The following is a 17,113-nucleotide window of genomic DNA, read 5'->3' on the forward strand; positions in this document are numbered from 1 at the left end:
AGGAGAGCAACACCCATGACAAGCATTTCGAGACAAGAGTATTCAGGTCTGTTCGGGGTCACCACGGGTGACCAGATCAGACTGGGCAATACCGACCTGTACATCGAGGTCGAGGAAGATCTTCGAACCATCGGAGACGAGTCGATCTACGGCGGCGGCAAGACGCTGCGCGACGGCATGGGCCAGGATCCGGAGTCGTGCAGCATCGACGGTGCCCTCGACCTCGTGATCACCAACGTGGTCATCGTCGATGCAACCATCGGCGTCGTCAAGGCAGACGTGGGAATCAAGGACGGGAAGATCGTCGGCTGGGGCAAGGCGGGAAACTCCAGCACGATGGAAGGCGTCACCCCGGGGCTGACCACCGGTCCGGCGACCGACGCGATCTCCGGTGAGCAGATGATTCTCACCGCCGCCGGCATCGATCCACACGTGCACCTCGTGTCACCGCAGCAGGCGTATCACGCGCTCAGTGGGGGAGTGACCACGCTGATCGGTGGCGGCATCGGCCCGACCGACGGAACCAACGGCACCACCATCACTTCCGGCATCTGGAACATGGAGATGATGCTCAAGGCCAACGAGGGTTTGCCGGTCAACGTCTGCATGCTGGGCAAGGGCAACTCGTCCGGGCATCAGTCCCTGGTCGAACAGATCAAGGCCGGTGCGGCCGGTCTGAAGGTCCACGAGGACTGGGGCGCAACCCCGGCCACGATTCGTGAGTCTCTGCGGGTGGCAGACGAAATGGATGTTCAGGTCGCCATTCACACGGATACGCTCAACGAGGCCGGCTACGTCGAGGACACCATCGCGGCCTTCGAAGGACGCACGATTCACACCTATCACAGCGAGGGCGCGGGTGGCGGACACGCACCCGACATTCTGCGGGTGACGGGAGAGGACAACGTACTTCCGGCGTCGACCAACCCGACGTTGCCGTACGGCATCAACACTCAGGCCGAACTCTTCGACATGATCATGGTCTGTCACAACCTCAATCCCAAAGTGCCCTCGGATGTTTCTTTTGCCGAGTCCCGCGTTCGCGCCGAGACGATCGGTGCCGAGAACGTACTGCAGGACATGGGCGTCATCTCGATGTTCTCGAGTGACTCACAGGCGATGGGCCGCGTCGGAGAAAACTGGCTACGCGCGATCCAAACAGCGGACTGCATGAAGCGGTCCCGCGGCAAGCTGCCCGAGGATTCGCCGACACACGACAACTTCCGCGTGTTGCGCTACGTCGCGAAGGTCACGATCAATCCAGCGTTGACGTTCGGTCTTTCGCATGTGGTCGGGTCGATCGGTGTCGGGAAGATGGCGGATCTTGTTCTCTGGGAGCCCGCATTCTTCGGCGCGAAGCCGAAGACGATCATCAAGAACGGTCTGATCAGCTGGCACGCCATGGGAGATCCGAATGCGTCGCTCCCGACACCACAACCGGTGATCTACCGGCCGATGTTCGGTGGATTCGGTAAGGCGTTGCCGCAGAGTTCGGTCTCGTTCGTCTCGCGAGCGGCACTCGACGACGGCATCAAGGACAGGCTCGGTCTCGAACGTCAGGTTGTTGCTGTCGAGGGAACCAGAACAGTCACCAAGCGTGATCTGGTTCGCAACTCGGCCACTCCGGAAATCAAGGTGGACCCGGAGACCTTCGCGGTGACTGCGGACGGCGTCCACGCATACGTCGAACCTGCCGAATCCATTCGCTTGAACCAACTTTACTTCTTCAGTTAGGGGTCTCCTGTGTCGGGAACAATCACACACACGCACGGCGCCGATGCGACGCCACACACGCACGGCGAGATGACCGCGCCGAGCGGAAAGCCGACGCGAATCGACGCGCTGCTCGGGAAGGAGACCGACGAGGAGTGGGTCGGTCGACTCGACAATGCGGTAGTCGACGTCTTGTCGCTCGATCAGTGGGAAGCGCAGAAGAGTCGGCTACGACGCACCACGATCGGTGGCCGTGAATTGGCCGTCTCGCTCGATCGGGGTATTCAGTTGCAGGACGGCGACATTCTGCTGTGGGACGAGCCGGCGAACACCGTCGTCGTGGCCAGGATCAACCTCAAGGACGTGTTGGAGATCGACCTGAGCGCACTGGTCGACGTCACGCCCGAGAAGATGATTCAGACGTGCCTGGAGTTGGGACATGCCGTGGGTAACCAGCACTGGCCTGCCGTGGTGAAGGGAATGAAGGTCTACGTTCCGTTGACGGTCGACAAGGCGGTCATGGGCTCGGTGATGCGGACACATGCTTTCGAGGGCATCGAGTACACCTTCATCCCGGGTGCCGAGGTCATTCCCTACATCGCTCCACACGAGGCACGCCGTTTGTTCGGTGCGGCCGCTCGTGAGGGCGAGGGGCATACCCATGACCCTCTCGTCTGAGGGATCCGGGCTCAGCATCAACCGCGCGATGCGGATGATGCAGTTTTCCGATTCCATGTTCCCGGTCGGTTCCTTCTCGTTCTCCAACGGTTTGGAATCGGCCGTGGCGCAGGGAATTGTCACCGACGGTCCGTCGCTGCGGGAGTTCGTACTCTCGGCGGCGCATCAGGGGGCGACGTGCGACGGTATCGCCGTACTCGCAGCGCACCGGGGCGCGACAGCCGGTGACTTCTCGGCGATCCTCGCCGCCGATCATGCAGTGATCGAACGCAAGCTCAACGAAGAAGCACGCACGATGAGTACCCGGATGGGTAAGAAGTTGGCCGAACTCGGCGGGCGCTTGGCCGGTGAGACCCTGTTCAACAAGTGGTTGGCCGCGATCGCATCGGGGGAGACGCCGGGTACCTACCCCGTCGGCCTCGGAATTGCTTTCGCGGAGATGGGTTCTCCGGAGGAGGACGCTTTCACGGTCAATCAGTACGGTGTCGCGATGACGTTGCTCGGCGCTGCCCTTCGCATCGTCCGAGTAGATCACCTTGCGACACAGGAGATTCTGTTCGAGGTCAATCAGAGCGCCGGCCGTGAGTACGCGGCAGTGCGTGACTACGGACTCGACGACATGTCCAATTTCGCCCCGATGATCGACATTCTGGCTGCGGTTCACGTCAAGGCGCACGTCCGAATGTTCATGAACTAGAAGGAGAAAGATGAAGAAGACAACGCGCATCGGAATCGGCGGACCCGTGGGTTCGGGTAAGACCGCACTCATCGAGGCGATCACACCGGAGTTCATCAAGCGGGGCACCAGCGTTCTGATCATCACCAACGACGTGGTCACCACCGAAGATGCCAAGCATGTGCGCAAGGCTCTCAAAGGTGTTCTCGTGGAGGAACGTATCGTCGGCGTGGAGACGGGAGCCTGCCCACACACCGCCGTCCGCGAAGACCCGAGTATGAATCTCGCGGCCGTCGAGGACATGGAGAAGACGTTCCCGGACACCGACGTGGTCTTCATCGAAAGTGGTGGCGACAACCTCACACTGACGTTCAGCCCTGCTTTGGTCGACTTCTTCATCTACGTCATCGACGTAGCCGCAGGCGACAAGATTCCGCGCAAGAACGGTCCGGGAATCTCGCAGTCCGACATCCTGGTCATCAACAAGACCGATCTCGCACCGTACGTCAACGCAGATCTCGGAGTCATGGATCGCGACTCCAAGGGAATGCGGGGAGACAAGCCGTTCGTCTTCACCAATTGCATGACAGGGGAAGGCATCAAGGACGTGGTGGACCTGATCGTGCACGGAGTCCTCTTCGACGAAGAGGAAGTGGGAGCGAGCGCACCGTGAGCGCACCGCCCGTCCCGGGAGCATCGCGAGCGCTCCCGGGGCCGATCCCGAGCATCCCGGAACTCGACCAGTACCAGGATCAACCGAAGCAGGCCCCAGCCGGCAAGGTCGGGAAGACCGGCGTTCTCGAGATGCGATTTGTCGACCGTGGCGACAAGACGATTCTGCGGGACATGTACCGCAAGACACCGCTGCTGGTTCAGCAGGCGCTGTACTGGGACGAAGCGTTGCCGACCATGCCGTGCGTCTACATGATTTCCACGTCCGGCAGTGTGTTGCAAGGCGATCGACTGTTCCTCACCATCGAGATGGAGCCGGGTTCCCTCGCGCACGTGACCACTCAGTCGGCCACGAAGGTCCACCGGATGGATGCCAATCACGCGTCGCAACTCCAGAAAGTGGTGCTCGCGGAGAATTCGTATCTCGAACTGATGCCGGGGGTGACGATTCCGCACCGCAACGCGAGGTACTACGCGCGCACCGACATCACGGTGGATCCGACTGCAACGCTTTTGTTCTCGGAGATCGTCATGCCAGGTCGTAAGTACCACGACGGCGGAGAGATGTTCGTCTACGACCTGTACTCCACAATGATCAAGGCGGAGCGTCCGGACGGGGAGAACCTCTTCACCGAGAAGCTGGTGATCGAACCGGCACGTTTTCCCGTGCGATACGGCGGAATCATGGGCGATCACGACGTGTTCGGCAATGTCATCTTGTTGACACCGAAGGAGCATGCCGACGCGATTCTCGAAGAGGTAGTTCCGGGCCGTGACGGCAAGGTCGTTTCCGGAGCGAGTCGGCTACCGAACGACGCCGGTCTCATCTTCAAAGTCCTCGGTCCGGAGAGCGAACCCGTCAAGGCAAAGGTTCGTGATTTCTGGGCTCTGGTGCGAAAGGCAGTTCTGGACACCACCATTCCGCCCGTCCCGCTCTGGGGATGACGCGGATCGCCGGAGAAGGATCGAGGGACGTGCGATGACCACCATCACCAAACCGTGGGACGACGTCGCGGACAAGAACGTCGTGCTCAGATTCATCGACACGAATCTCAAAGGCTCCGGGCAAGTGATGTTTCAGGGCAATGCGCTGACCGGCCTGCTGTTTCTGGTCGGCATCTTCTGGGGCGCGACAGCCGCGGACACGATCACCGTCGCGATCGGTGCCGTGGTGGGTCTGGTGGTATCCACCGTCACCGGCATGATGCTGCATTCTGACGACGATTCGATGCGTATCGGCCTGTACGGATACAACGGAATTCTTGTGGGAGCTGCCTTTCCGACATTCCTTGCCGGTGGCGTGATGCTGTGGATCTACCTCGTGGTGGGAGCTGCTGCGTCGACCATCGCGTTCCTGGCGGTTGCCAATGTCTTCAAGACGTGGGGCGTACCGGCACTGACATTTCCGTTCAACCTCGTCAACTGGTTCTTTCTCCTCGCGGCATTCCAGTTCTTGCGGATCGAAACGTCGGACCTCAGCGCGGGCCAGTTTCCGCAACACATCGGGGACGCGTCGGTTCATGCCGACATCACGTTCAGCTTCCTGTGGGACACGCTGTTCCGCAACGTCTCCCAGATCTTTCTGATCAACAACACCGTCACCGGCATCATCTTCGTGATCGCGCTGCTGGTCGCGTCACGCTGGGCGGCGTTGTTCGCGCTCATCGGTTCCGCGATAGCGATGGGTGCGGTGCTGGCGCTGGGTGCCAACACCGTAGACGTCGGCAACGGTCTTTACGGGCTCAGTTCGGTGCTGACGGCAATCGCTCTGGGGTCGGTGTTCTACAACCCGTCGTGGCGTGTGTTCGTCTACACCGTCTTCGGCGTGCTGGTGACTGTTGTCATCCACGGCACGCTGGTATCGGCCTTCGCCCCGATTGGCCTGCCCGCCGGGACGGGCCCGTTCGTCTTCGCTACATGGCTGTTCCTGCTGCCGAAGAAGAAATTCGTTCCCATCCAGCACGACACCATCGAGGGCGGAGCGGCCGAGGGCAAGGATTCGATCGCGAAGGCGAACGGATAGGGCTCGAACGGGCAGAAGTTCCTAGATCGTTCCGCTATGGCACCCTCGCGAACCGGTATCACTCGAGTATTGTCTGGCCTTCGGTAGTCGGGCATGGTCGAAGCATGACCGTGCAGGTAGTTGTGATGGGTGTGGCCGGTGCTGGAAAGAGCACCGTGGCAGTAGGTCTCGCCACGTCTCTCGGAGCAGACTTCGTCGACGGTGACGATCTGCATCCCGAGTCCAATGTCGCCAAGATGCGTTCGGGGACACCGTTGACCGACGAAGATCGTGCGCCGTGGCTCGACGCGATCGCGGCCTGGTTGTCCGAGCGTGCCGATGCGGGACGCACGGGCGTCGTTGCCTGTTCGGCTCTGCGGAAGGACTATCGGGACCGGTTGCGCCCGGACGGTCTCGACGTGCAGTTCGTCCACCTGGCCGGCGATGTCGAGACGATCTCCGCTCGTATGCGTTCCCGCGCCGGGCACTTCATGCCGGAGAGTCTGCTCCTCTCCCAGTTCGACGCTCTCGAACCGCTCGCAGACGACGAGCGCGGCGTCACGCTGAATGTCGTCTCCAAACCGAGCACACTGGTGGGCGAGGCAGTCGACTACATCCATACATCTCAGAGGAGCGTCACAGCGTGAGTAGCACCGCAAGCCCCGGCCCGTTCGATATTTCCGGGAAGGTCGCGCTGGTGACGGGTTCGAGCCGAGGCATCGGCTCGGCCCTCGCTACTGGTCTCGCCGAGGCGGGTGCGGTAGTGGTGCTCAACAGCCGAAATGTCGAGGTGCTCGAAGCCGAGCGTCGACGCATCGCCGACGCGACCGGTGCAACGGTGCACGCATTCGCTTTCGACGTCACCGATTCGGCTGCCGTCCGGGATGCGGCGACACGCATCGAGGCGGAGGTCGGCCCGGTCGAGATCGTTGTCAACAACACCGGCGTGCAACACCGTGCCCCGCTTCTCGAGTTCGGCGACGACGACTTCCGGCGTGTCATGGACACCAACCTGACCAGTGCGTTCTACGTCGGACGTGAATTCGCCCGAGCCATGGTCGAGCGCGGACGCGGGAAGATCGTCAACATCTGCTCGGTGCAGAGCGAACTCGGCCGAGCAGGTATCGCACCGTATGCGGCCAGTAAGGGTGGGCTGAAGATGCTCACCCGCGGAATGTGCGCCGACTGGGCACCCTTCGGTTTGCAGATCAACGCGATCGCACCGGGATACTTCGACACCGAATTGACCTCTGCGCTGGTCAACGATCCGGAGTTCACCGCGTGGCTCGCCAAGCGGACGCCCGCCGGACGCTGGGGCCGTACCGAGGAGCTGATCGGGTCGCTACTGTTCTTGGCATCCCCGGCTTCGGATTTCGTCAACGGTCAGATCCTCTACGTCGACGGCGGAATGACAGCCGTCGTCTGATTGTCCGCTGTTAGATCGTCCGCTACTCGAACAGAAAGCACCCACATGACAGACGCCAGCGCCCCTCGCATCCACCTCGGTCCCGTCGAGGATCCTCACGTCGCCGACGGAATACGCCGAGCCGGTGGAGCTCTCGTTCCACTGGCAGAAGCCGAGGGCGTCGTGTGGGTACAGGGGCCGGAGACGTTCCCGTCGTCGCTACCCGATTCGGTTCGCTGGGTGCAGTTGCCGTTCGCCGGGATCGAGCCCTGGTTCGACGCCGGTGTGATCGACGACAAGCGGGTCTGGACGTCTGCTGCCGGAGCGTACGCGGGCAATGTCGCCGAACATACGATGATGCTTCTCCTCGCCGGAGTTCGCTCTCTCCCCGAACAATTGGCGGCGCAGTCGTGGCGCAAGGAAGAGTTCGACCCGCGGGTGGGCACCTTGCAGGGCTCGACGGTGGCGATCATCGGTTGCGGCGGCATCGGCCGTGCGTTGATCCCGTACCTCGCCGCGTCCAAGGTCAAGGTCATCGCGATCACCCGCTCCGGGACCCCTGTCGAGGGTGCTTCCGAAACGCTCTCGGCCGACCGCACCGGCGAAATCTGGTCCAAGGCTGATCACTTCGTGATCGCGGCGCCGTCGACATCCGCGACGCGGCATCTGGTCGGCAAGGCTGAACTGGACCAGATGTCGGAGTCGAGCTGGATCGTGAACATCGCGCGTGGGACCCTCGTCGACACGGACGCATTGGTCGACGCCCTCGAAGCCGGTTCGATCGGCGGGGCGGCACTGGACGTCACCGATCCCGAGCCGTTGCCGGACGGGCATCGGTTGTGGAAGCTGCCCAACGCGATCATCACTCCACACGTCGCCAACCCGGCTACGACGCTCACCCGCGTCCTGGCAGATCACGTCGCAGCCAACGTCGCTCGGTTCGCCGCAGGTGAGGACCTCGCCGCCGTGATCGATCCGTCGGCGGGCTACTGACCGCTCGCGTTGGTTCCCTTCACATAGTCGGCCACGACGGTGCGCAGAACATCGCGCACCGCCTCGGCAGGTTTGGACAGGGGCTGATTGGCCGGGGTGCCCAGGGAGACATGCACTTCGATGCCCGGCTCGATGCGTCGTAGCTCGAGGGCTTCGACGTCCATGACCCTGCGGGCCACCGACCACGGCAGGACCGTCGCGCCCAATCCGGTGCGTACGGCCTCGGACAACGTCATCACCGATTCCACTTCGGCCACGACGTTCGGTTGCTGCTCTGCCCGGTCGAAAGCCTGCTCCACCACCTTGCGAATGGTGTGCATCCGACCCGGAAGCAGCAGCGGCAGTTCGGCGATCTCGGGCAGGGAAATGTCGGATCCCGATTCGCCTGCCAGTCCGGTACCGAACGGCGCGACCACCACCAGTTCCTCGGTAAGCAAGCGTTCGAATGTCACACCCTTGATCGGGCCCGCGTCGTACAACAACGCCAGATCCATGCGACCGGTCATCATCGCTTCGCTGAGCACACCACCGAAGTTCTCGTTGATGTGCAACAAGATATTCGGGTGCTGCTCGCGTACACGGGCCAAGAGCGGCAACGCAATTGCCGTGGCGGTGCTGTACGGGGCGAGGCCGACGGAGACGCCACCCGCCAGCGCCCGTCCGACCACGGACACCTCGGCCTGAGCGCTCTCCACCTGACGCAGAATCACCTGAGCATGCCGATAGAGTGCATGCCCCGCATCGGTCGGCTCGACACCCTGTTTGCTGCGGATCAGGAGTTGCTGACCGAACTGCGTTTCCAGCGACGTCATCTGTTGGCTCAGGGCGGGTTGTGCGATGTGCAGGATGTCGGCGGCTCGGGTGATGCTGCCGGCATCGACAATTCGTACGAACGAGTAGAGCCTTCTCGTGTCCATGCTGTGCAAACTACCAGCTCAACGGACATATCGAATTCCGATCACCCCAACGCGAAACGGTATTAACAACCCTTTGGCGTTCCTGAGTAGCGTCCCAGAAACACCGAAGTCGATACACAGAACTTCGACAGTCGGACCAGCCACGGGCAACGGCGCCCGTACGAACAAGTAAACGAACCGGAAGGACCGAAATGGCAACCAGCATCGATCTTGTCGCCGATCTCGGCGAAGGATTCGGCACGTGGACCATGGGCGCCGACGATGCTCTGCTCGACACGCTGACTTCGGCCAACATCGCTTGTGGATTCCATGCAGGCGATCCACGAACCATGGATGCAACCGTTCGAGGGTGCGTATCCCGCGGTATCGGAATCGGCGCTCATCCGAGTTTTCCGGACCTCGCCGGATTCGGCCGTCGCGCGATGGATCTCAGCGAGAACGAGGTCCGAACCGACGTGCTGTTCCAACTCGGCGCCCTTCACGCCTTTGCGGTCGCGAACGGAACGTCGTTGTCGCACATCGCTCCCCACGGCAAGCTCGGGAATCTTGTTGCCGTACGCCAGGATTACGCGCGCGCCGTCGTCGATGCGGTCGCGGCCTTCGATCCGTCGTTGATCGTGCTCGCCCAGGACGGGGCGTTGGCCGACGAGGCGACTGCCCGCGGATTGAGCGTCGGCATCGTCGGAATCGCGGATCGCGCATACAACTCCGACGGAACTCTCGTGCCCCGCAGCGAGCCGGGAGCGGTGATTCACGACGTCGACGTTCTGGTCGAGCGGACCGTTCGGATGGTGGTCGAGGAAGTCGTAGAAGCTGTGGACGGCACGTTGATCCCGGTTGTCGCCGATACGGTCCTGGTACACGGTGACAACCCCGGTGCCGTCGCGAACGCGAAGGCGATTCGCGCCGCGCTCGAGGCCGCCGGTGTCACCATTGCGCCGCTGACCCGGGTCGTGGCGTCACGGCGGGCCCGTGATGTCGGGTGTTCCGCGTGAAGACCTACGTCGCCGACTGCGGTGACGCCGCCGTTCGTGTCAGTATCAGCGGCGGGACCGCCGAGCAGAACTGGAACACCGTTCGATCGATCGCTGCACGTTTCGATCTCGGTGCCGACGGCATCGTCAGCGTCATCCCGACATACGACGCCCTGCTGGTCGAGTTCGACAACCTCCTCACCGACCACGACGCCGTCCGCGGCCTGGTTCGCGAAGCAACGACTATCCCCCGACCGCTGGAAGGTGAACCTAGGACGTTCGAGATCCCCGTCGTCTACGGGGGCGAACACGGCCCGGACCTGGGTGAGACAGCGCGGTTCCTCGGCGTCACCGAAGCCGAAGTGGTGCGCCTTCACTCCGCAGCCCCGTTGGTCATGCGTTGCTACGGCTCTCCCGGCGGCGCCCCGATGCTCGACGGCCCGGCGTTCGGTCTCCCCATTCCGCGTCGATCGAGCCCGCGACCGCACGTCGCGGCCGGTTCCGTTGCGGTGGCCGGACGTCAGGCAGTCGTTTCGGCCAGGCCTGCGCCCGGCGGTTGGGCAGTGATCGGCCGTACCCCACTCACCTTGGTCGATCCGACGTCGGATCAGATCTCGGAATACCGCCCCGGTGACCTGTTCGTCTTCCGCGCGATCGACGCCGATCGCTGGGACGAATTCGACGGACGCTCGCTCCTGCCCGTAGGGAGCGAACCCCATGGCTGAGACAGTCACCGTCCTGACTCCCGGAATCAGCTCCGTCCAGGACCTGGGGCGTGGATCGGCGTCGCAGTTCGGTCAGGCGACGGGCGGCGCAGCCGACCAGATCAGCGCGGAGATCGCCAACGCGTTGGTGGGTAGTAGGCGCGAGGCCCCGCTACTGGAGCTGACGGCCCTCGACTTTTCCGCGTCGGCGTCCACGGATCTGCTGATCGCCGTCACGGGCGCACCGGCAACGGTGACCGTCGACGGACATCGGCAACCGCAGTGGGAACCGATCGTCTGGCGCGCCGGTCAGCGGCTTGCCGTCACCGGAATCCACGACGGTTTGCGCGTCTACGTCGCCGTCCACGGAGAGCTGACGGCCGACTATCTCCTGGGGAGCTGCGCTCCCGACCAGGTCCTCGGATTCGGCCGTCACTTGACCGCGGGGGAGACGCTGGTCGTCGACACCGACTGCCCGCCGATCGACCACCCGGTTTTCCGACTACCGCTGTTCCGGCTGCTGCCGGACCGACCGTCCTTCGGCAACGTGTGGACGCTCGACGTGACCGACGGCCCCGACATCGACGACTTCGGTGAGAGTGCAGCCGCGCTGTTCGGCACCGAATTCGTAGTAGGCGATCAGAGCAATCACATCGGGCTGCGGCTGGCACCGGTCGATCAACAGCCGCTCCCACAGCGCACCAGCACCGGCGAGGTCCTCTCGCGCGGCGTCCCCATCGGCGCCGTCGAAGTACCCGCAGGCAACGAACTTCTGGTCTTGCATCGAGGTAGAGGCGTCACCGCCGGCTATCCGGTGCTGGCCGTCGTCACCACCGTTTCACTTTCACAGCTGGGACAGGCCCGACCCGGGCACCGCGTCCGATTCCGGAACTGCAACGTCGCAACGGCGGTTGCAGAGCACCGCGAACAGCAGCACCGCATCGCCTTGCTGAGGCGGCGTGTGGAGAACGTATTCACCACCCTCCGGATACCTCTTCACACCTCGGAAGCCCGAGTACCGAGCCACGTCGGCACCACACGCCCCGCGAGCGCTCCGCGCCGCGCGTCTATTTTGGAGACAGCATGACCAACACCATCGAAGCGGTAGACGGCCAGGTAGCCGACCCGCGCAAGGTTCGAAAAGTCGTCGCAGCGGGCTGCGTCGGCATCTTCGTCGAGCTCTACGACAACGGTGTCTTCGCGTTCATGGCGACGGCACTGGCCATTGTGTTCTTCGACGTGTCGAAGTCGAGCGACGCGCTGATGCTGGTGTTCGCCGGCTACGCGGTCTCGTTCTTCGTTCGGCCCCTCGGCGCGGTGGTCTGCGGCATCCTCGGCGACCGGATCGGTCGACAGAAGATGTTGGTGTTCGTCATCATGCTGATCAGCGTGGCGACCGCCGGTATCGGCTTGCTGCCCACCTACGCGGCCATCGGTATCGCGGCACCGGCACTGCTGATCTTCCTGCGGATCGTGCAGGGATTCTCCGTCGGTGGTGAAGCGGCCGGCGCCATGACGTTCCTCGCCGAACACGCCCCGGAAGGCAAGCGCGGCTTGATCACGAGCTACGCGCAGATCGCGTCGTTCCTGGCCCTGCTGACCGGAACGATGATCGCGTTCGCCATGTCGCCGTGGCTCAACGCCGAAGCGATCAACGGCGGCGGACTCGCATCGTGGGCGTGGCGCATCCCGTTCCTCATGGCCATTCCGATGGGAATCATCGGCTGGTACATCCGTCGCGCGATCTCCGATACCCCGAACTTCGAGCGGCTCAAGGAATCCGGCGGTTTGTCGCGCAATCCGCTCAAGGAAGCGTTCTCCACTCCCGAGCACCGCCGCGCCATGATCCTCGCCCTGTTCATCCCCCTGATGAACGGTTCCGGCTACTACGTTCTGTTCTCGTACATGCCCACGTTCCTCAAAGGCGATCAGATCGGATTCTCCACCGGGACGGCGCTTCTCGTCACCGCATCCAGCCTGGTCGCGATCTGCTTCGCGATCCCGTTCATGGGTGCTCTCTCCGACCGGATCGGTCGCAAGAAGGTCATCGCCGGTGCTGCTGCAGCAATGGCGATCGGAGCGATCCCCTGCTACGCCATGATCGTGACCGGCAACGTCGGACTCGCCGTGCTCGGTGCCTGCCTCATGGCAGTGATCTTCGCCGGGCACACAGCCGTCATCCATATTCTGATCGTCGAACTGTTCCCCACGCGGGTTCGCTACTCCGCCTACGGCTTGGGCTACAACATCTCGTCCGCACTCTTCGGAGGTACCGCGCCGTTGTTGATGACCTGGTTGATCCCCGAATTCGGTATCTACGTTCCCGCCTTCTACGCGGTCATCACCGCAATCGGCACGCTGATCGCGGTCAGCACCATCACCGATCGCGCCCACGTTCCGCTTCGCGACACTCTGTGACTTCTCGCGTGAGTCACTCCTGATCCGGCCCGGTAGTCGCCTGCAGTCCGCGGCGGCTGCCGGGTCATACCAATTTCTTCCTGTAGGAGCACACAAATGCCTTTCTCCGATTACCGCACAGCACTCGTCACCGGCGCCAACACCGGAATGGGTGCCGCCGTCACCGAGATGTTCACCAAGCGTGGACTCACCGTCTACGGAGTCGCCCGCAATGCCGACAAGCTCGCTGAGGTTGCCGATCGAACCGGAATGATCCCGCTGCCCGTGGACATCACCGACACTGCCGCGCTCGCCGAAGCTGTTGGCGGACTGGAGATCGACATCCTCGTCAACAACGCCGGGGTGTCCGCGACCGGGAACATTCTCGACGCCGAAGAGGCGTCGGTGGACGCGATGGTGGACGTGAATCTTCGTGCCGTCCTGCACCTCTGCCGCATTCTGCTACCGGGAATGGTGGAGCGCGATCTCGGCCACGTCGTCAACATCAGTTCCATCGCCGGCCTGTACAACTTCTACGGCCACACTGCGTACCATGCGACCAAGGCTGCGGTGCACCAGATTTCGCGCCAGCTGCGAAACGACTGCATCGGCAAGCGGATTCGAGTGACCGAGATCTGCCCCGGCCGGGTCGAGACCGAGATCTTCGGCCGAAACCTCGGCGGCACGCCCGAGGCCATGCAAGAAGCATGGGAGACCTTCTACGAGGGCTACGAATCCATCACCACCAAGGACATCGCGGATACCATCGAGTTCGCGATCGACGCTCCCGGCCACGTCAACCTGGGTCTCATCGAGGTGCTCCCCACCTTCCAGGTGCCCGGTGGCCTCGACTTCATCCGTCGCAACGACTGAGAGAGCGCATCATGAGTTTTGTACTACCGGAAACGACGCTCGGAGTGGTGGCCCATGCGGCCGGTGACCTGCGGGTCGAGCACGTCGCGTTGACTGCGCCGACCGCTGAGCAGGCAGTGGTCGAGATCGCCTACGGCGGTGTGTGTGGATCAGATCTGCACTACTGGACGCACGGTGCGGCGGGGGAGTCGATTCTGAAGGCACCGATGCTGCTCGGTCACGAGGTGGTCGGCACGGTCGTGACGACCGCGGCCGACGGAACGGGGCCGGTAGTCGGAACTTCCGTAGCCGTACACCCCGCAACGCCCGGTGGGACCACCCCACGGTTTCCGAGCGATCGGCCCAACCTCTCACCCTGCTGCACATACCTGGGAAGTGCAGCGCAGTACCCGCACACCGAGGGGGCATTCGTGAAATACGCAGTGCTCCCGACACGCATGCTCCGGACACTGCCCGAGGGGCTGGACCTGCGGACAGCGTCGGTAGCGGAACCGGCAAGCGTTGCCTGGCACGCTGTCTCGCGAGCGGGAGACGTACGCGGAAAGAAAGCGCTGGTCGTCGGGTGCGGACCCATCGGGGCGCTGGTCGTGGCCGTGCTCAAACGAGCAGGCGCGCAGTCGATCACCGCGGTCGACATGCACGACGTTCCACTGCAGATCGCGTCGACGCTCGGTGCGGATCGAGTTCTGAAGGCCACCGACGTCGACGCCGTCGCTTCAGCCGATGCCGACGTGGTCGTCGAGTGCACCGGCAATCATCGCGGGCTCGAATCCGCTATCCGCGGGGCGACGCGCGGTGGACGGGTGGTCATGCTCGGGCTTCTTCCGTCCGGACCTCAACCGGTACACATCTCGCTGGCGATCACGCGAGAGTTGGAGTTGGTGGGTTCATTCCGCTTCAACGACGAAATCGACGAGGTGCTTATCGCCCTTGCCGACGGTTCGCTTGCTGTCGATGCTGTCCTCACACACGAATATCCGGTCGAGGAAGCTGTGGAAGCCTTCGCGGTGGCCAAGGATGCTTCGGTGTCGGGGAAGGTGCTGTTACGGTTCTGAGGCCTTCGACCCTGTGCGCCTTTATTAACCGCGGGCGGTTAATAAAGGCGCACAGCAGGTTATTCGACCACCAAGCCCTTGGCTTCCAGCAGGGCAGTCAGATTGCTTACCTCGAGCGGAGTTTCGCCCCGCTTGTAACGTTCGATGTACCCGGCTTCGGCTTCGTCACGGGCGCGTGAGAGTTCGATGGCCTCGGCAACCTCCTCGCGGCGGACCACGACAACACCGTCGCAGTCGCCCTTGACGACGTCGCCGGGGTAGACGACCTGATCGCCGAAAACCAGGGGATGGTTGATCGGCCCGAGTGATTCCTTGACAGTTCCCTCGATGTACACGTGCTTGGAGAAGACGGGGAATCCGAGTTCGCGGATTTCCCGGGTGTCGCGCACTCCGCCGTCGGTGACCAGCGCGGTAATGCCGCGTGCGACACAGGCATTGGCCAGAACATCGCCGAACTGGCCGGCGGCTTGATCGCCTGAAGAGACGATCAGAACGTCGCCCGGCTGAGCGTAGCTGATCGCAACCTGCAGCATGAGGTTGTCGCGAGGATGGCATTTGACAGTGAAAGCGGAGCCGCAGAACTTCATGTCGCGGTCGATCGGCTTGATCGCCGGATGCAGCGAACCCTTGCGACCCTGCGCCTCGTGAATCGTGGCCGCGGAGAACGTCCCCAGTTCGGCTATCAGGTCCTTGTCAGCGCGGTCGATCTTGGTCTTGACGTGAATCATCTTGTACTCCAGAAGGTATGGAAGATCAGGAAAGGCGTTCGACTGCAGCGGCGATCTGTGCCGCGGCCTTTTCGAGGACAGCCTTGGAGGCGGCGAAGGAGATGCGGAAGTACGGCGAAGCGCCGTATGCCGAACCCTGAATAGTGGCAACCGACGCCTCGTCGAGGAGATAGAGGACCAGATCCTGGTCGGACTCGATCACGGTGCCGCCCGGGGTCTGCTTGCCGATCAAGGCGGCGCAGTTGACGAACAGGTAGAACGCACCCTGCGGCACGACGGGCTCGAGCCCCGGGACAGCACCGAGGAGGCGAGTCGAGAGGTCGCGTCGAAGTCGGTAGCTCCGTACGGATTCGGTGAGGAAACTCTGGTCGCCGGTGAGGGCTTCCACGGCTGCCGCCTGGCTGATCGAGGACGGGCAGGAAGAACTCTGACCCTGCAGTTTGTTGATGGCGCCGATCAATCCGGAATTTCCGAGTCCGTATCCGAGTCGCCACCCCGTCATGGCATGAGACTTGGAGACACCGTTGGTGACCAGCACTTGATCACGAAGGTGCGGGGCGACCTCGAGCAGACTCGTGATAGGAGCGTCGCCGAAGTTGATCTCGTCGTAGATCTCGTCGACCAACACACTGACATGGGGATTGGCCTCGATCACCTCGGCGATGGCCTGCAACTGCTCGCGCGTGTACACCGATCCGGTGGGGTTGCCCGGGGCATTGAGGATGACCCACTTGGTGTTCGGAGTGATCGCGTCGGCGAGAGCATGGGGAGTGAGAAGGAAGTTGTCGGACTCCTCGCACTGAACGATCACCGGAGTTCCGTCGTGAGCGAGGACCATATCCGGGTACGAAACCCAGTAAGGAGCGGGAACGATGACCTCGACGCCGGCTTCGACCGTCGCCATGAGAGCGAGGAAGATGACCTGCTTCGCTCCGCCGCCGACGGTGATCTGGTTGTCCGCGTACTGGATTCCGGTCCGCGAAGCCGCGCGTGTTGCGATTGCCTCGCGTAGTGCCGGGATGCCGTTGACTGCCGTGTACTTGGTTTGGCCGGTGTTGATCGCCGTGATCGCCGCCGACTTGATGTTGTCGGGTGTGTCGAAATCGGGCTCACCGACCGTCAGGTCGAGTATTTCGCGACCCTGGGCCTTCAGCTCGCGCACTCGTTGTGCGGCAGCCACACTCGGCGACTCCCTGATTCTGTCGACGCGCGCAGCCGGAACGAATGTCGCCATGATGGTCTGCTCCTGGGTCCGGGGTGAGCGTGGATTCCCGTCGTCGACGAGCCACAATTCTCACTCGGTGATCCGTTCGACCATAGGGTCCT

18 protein-coding genes are annotated in these 17,113 nt (G+C 62.8%); 15 read left to right on the forward strand and 3 right to left on the reverse strand.

The features are described from left to right. The first annotated feature begins 15 nt into the window (after positions 1–15). From DBV08_RS04295 to DBV08_RS04335, 9 genes are all read left to right on the forward strand, one after another. Positions 16–1,734, forward strand: coding sequence for an urease subunit alpha (locus DBV08_RS04295; RefSeq protein ID WP_003943847.1), 1,719 nt, complete (start codon positions 16–18; stop codon positions 1,732–1,734). 9 nt (positions 1,735–1,743) lie between these two features. After that, positions 1,744–2,391 (forward strand): urease accessory protein UreE, encoded by a 648-nt coding sequence (gene ureE / locus DBV08_RS04300; RefSeq protein ID WP_019746461.1) that lies wholly within the window; start codon positions 1,744–1,746, stop codon positions 2,389–2,391. Continuing rightward, positions 2,375–3,088 (forward strand): urease accessory protein UreF, encoded by a 714-nt coding sequence (locus DBV08_RS04305; RefSeq protein ID WP_019746462.1) that lies wholly within the window; start codon positions 2,375–2,377, stop codon positions 3,086–3,088. The genes ureE and DBV08_RS04305 overlap by 17 nt, the downstream gene beginning before the upstream one ends. Positions 3,089–3,098: 10 nt before the next feature. Beyond that, complete coding sequence (ureG, locus tag DBV08_RS04310) at positions 3,099–3,740, forward strand: urease accessory protein UreG (RefSeq protein WP_019746463.1); 642 nt, start codon at positions 3,099–3,101, stop codon at positions 3,738–3,740. Continuing rightward, positions 3,737–4,684 (forward strand): urease accessory protein UreD, encoded by a 948-nt coding sequence (locus tag DBV08_RS04315; RefSeq protein WP_124566644.1) that lies wholly within the window; start codon positions 3,737–3,739, stop codon positions 4,682–4,684. Before ureG ends, DBV08_RS04315 begins: the two co-directional genes overlap by 4 nt. 34 nt (positions 4,685–4,718) lie before the next feature. Next, positions 4,719–5,762: an urea transporter gene (gene yut / locus DBV08_RS04320; protein WP_095969524.1), complete on the forward strand. Its 1,044-nt coding sequence runs from the start codon at positions 4,719–4,721 to the stop codon at positions 5,760–5,762. A gap of 104 nt (positions 5,763–5,866) precedes the next feature. Next, complete coding sequence (locus DBV08_RS04325) at positions 5,867–6,388, forward strand: gluconokinase (protein WP_185564450.1); 522 nt, start codon at positions 5,867–5,869, stop codon at positions 6,386–6,388. After that, the gene (locus tag DBV08_RS04330; RefSeq protein ID WP_124566645.1) at positions 6,385–7,167 is read left to right on the forward strand and encodes an SDR family oxidoreductase; all 783 of its coding nucleotides are present in this window, start codon (positions 6,385–6,387) and stop codon (positions 7,165–7,167) included. The genes DBV08_RS04325 and DBV08_RS04330 overlap by 4 nt, the downstream gene beginning before the upstream one ends. A gap of 45 nt (positions 7,168–7,212) precedes the next feature. Continuing rightward, on the forward strand, positions 7,213–8,139 hold the full coding sequence (locus DBV08_RS04335; RefSeq protein ID WP_124566646.1) for a D-isomer specific 2-hydroxyacid dehydrogenase family protein: 927 nt from the start codon (positions 7,213–7,215) through the stop codon (positions 8,137–8,139). On the opposite strand, the gene nac is transcribed toward DBV08_RS04335, so the two are convergent. Further along, complete coding sequence (gene nac, locus DBV08_RS04340) at positions 8,133–9,056, reverse strand: nitrogen assimilation transcriptional regulator NAC (protein WP_030535780.1); 924 nt, start codon at positions 9,054–9,056, stop codon at positions 8,133–8,135. The two genes, DBV08_RS04335 and nac, sit on opposite strands and share 7 nt — an antisense overlap. Positions 9,057–9,247: 191 nt before the next feature. Here nac and DBV08_RS04345 point away from each other — a divergent pair, with 191 nt between their 5' ends. The 6 genes from DBV08_RS04345 (at position 9,248) to DBV08_RS04370 (ending at position 15,059) form a co-directional block, all read left to right on the forward strand. Then, positions 9,248–10,051, forward strand: coding sequence for a LamB/YcsF family protein (locus DBV08_RS04345; RefSeq protein WP_030535779.1), 804 nt, complete (start codon positions 9,248–9,250; stop codon positions 10,049–10,051). After that, positions 10,048–10,755, forward strand: a complete 708-nt coding sequence (locus tag DBV08_RS04350) for an allophanate hydrolase subunit 1 (RefSeq protein WP_260395306.1) — start codon at positions 10,048–10,050, stop codon at positions 10,753–10,755. Before DBV08_RS04345 ends, DBV08_RS04350 begins: the two co-directional genes overlap by 4 nt. After that, positions 10,748–11,821 (forward strand): biotin-dependent carboxyltransferase family protein, encoded by a 1,074-nt coding sequence (locus tag DBV08_RS04355; protein WP_124566648.1) that lies wholly within the window; start codon positions 10,748–10,750, stop codon positions 11,819–11,821. The genes DBV08_RS04350 and DBV08_RS04355 overlap by 8 nt, the downstream gene beginning before the upstream one ends. Then, a complete protein-coding gene (locus tag DBV08_RS04360; RefSeq protein ID WP_020905842.1) occupies positions 11,818–13,152 on the forward strand; it encodes an MFS transporter in 1,335 nt (444 codons plus the stop codon). Before DBV08_RS04355 ends, DBV08_RS04360 begins: the two co-directional genes overlap by 4 nt. 96 nt (positions 13,153–13,248) lie before the next feature. Beyond that, a complete protein-coding gene (locus DBV08_RS04365) occupies positions 13,249–14,004 on the forward strand; it encodes an SDR family oxidoreductase (RefSeq protein ID WP_124566649.1) in 756 nt (251 codons plus the stop codon). Positions 14,005–14,015: 11 nt separating this feature from the next. Continuing rightward, positions 14,016–15,059, forward strand: coding sequence for an L-idonate 5-dehydrogenase (locus tag DBV08_RS04370; protein ID WP_124566650.1), 1,044 nt, complete (start codon positions 14,016–14,018; stop codon positions 15,057–15,059). Between the two features lie 59 nt (positions 15,060–15,118). Here DBV08_RS04370 and DBV08_RS04375 read toward each other — a convergent pair whose 3' ends face one another. Both DBV08_RS04375 and DBV08_RS04380 read right to left on the reverse strand, forming a co-directional pair. Then, a complete protein-coding gene (locus DBV08_RS04375; RefSeq protein ID WP_124566651.1) occupies positions 15,119–15,787 on the reverse strand; it encodes a 4-carboxy-4-hydroxy-2-oxoadipate aldolase/oxaloacetate decarboxylase in 669 nt (222 codons plus the stop codon). Between the two features lie 25 nt (positions 15,788–15,812). Continuing rightward, complete coding sequence (locus DBV08_RS04380; protein ID WP_124566652.1) at positions 15,813–17,021, reverse strand: aspartate transaminase; 1,209 nt, start codon at positions 17,019–17,021, stop codon at positions 15,813–15,815. Positions 17,022–17,113 lie beyond the last annotated feature (92 nt).

The organism is Rhodococcus sp. KBW08, assembly GCF_003852455.1.
In the GTDB taxonomy this organism is placed as follows: domain Bacteria; phylum Actinomycetota; class Actinomycetes; order Mycobacteriales; family Mycobacteriaceae; genus Rhodococcus_F; species Rhodococcus_F baikonurensis.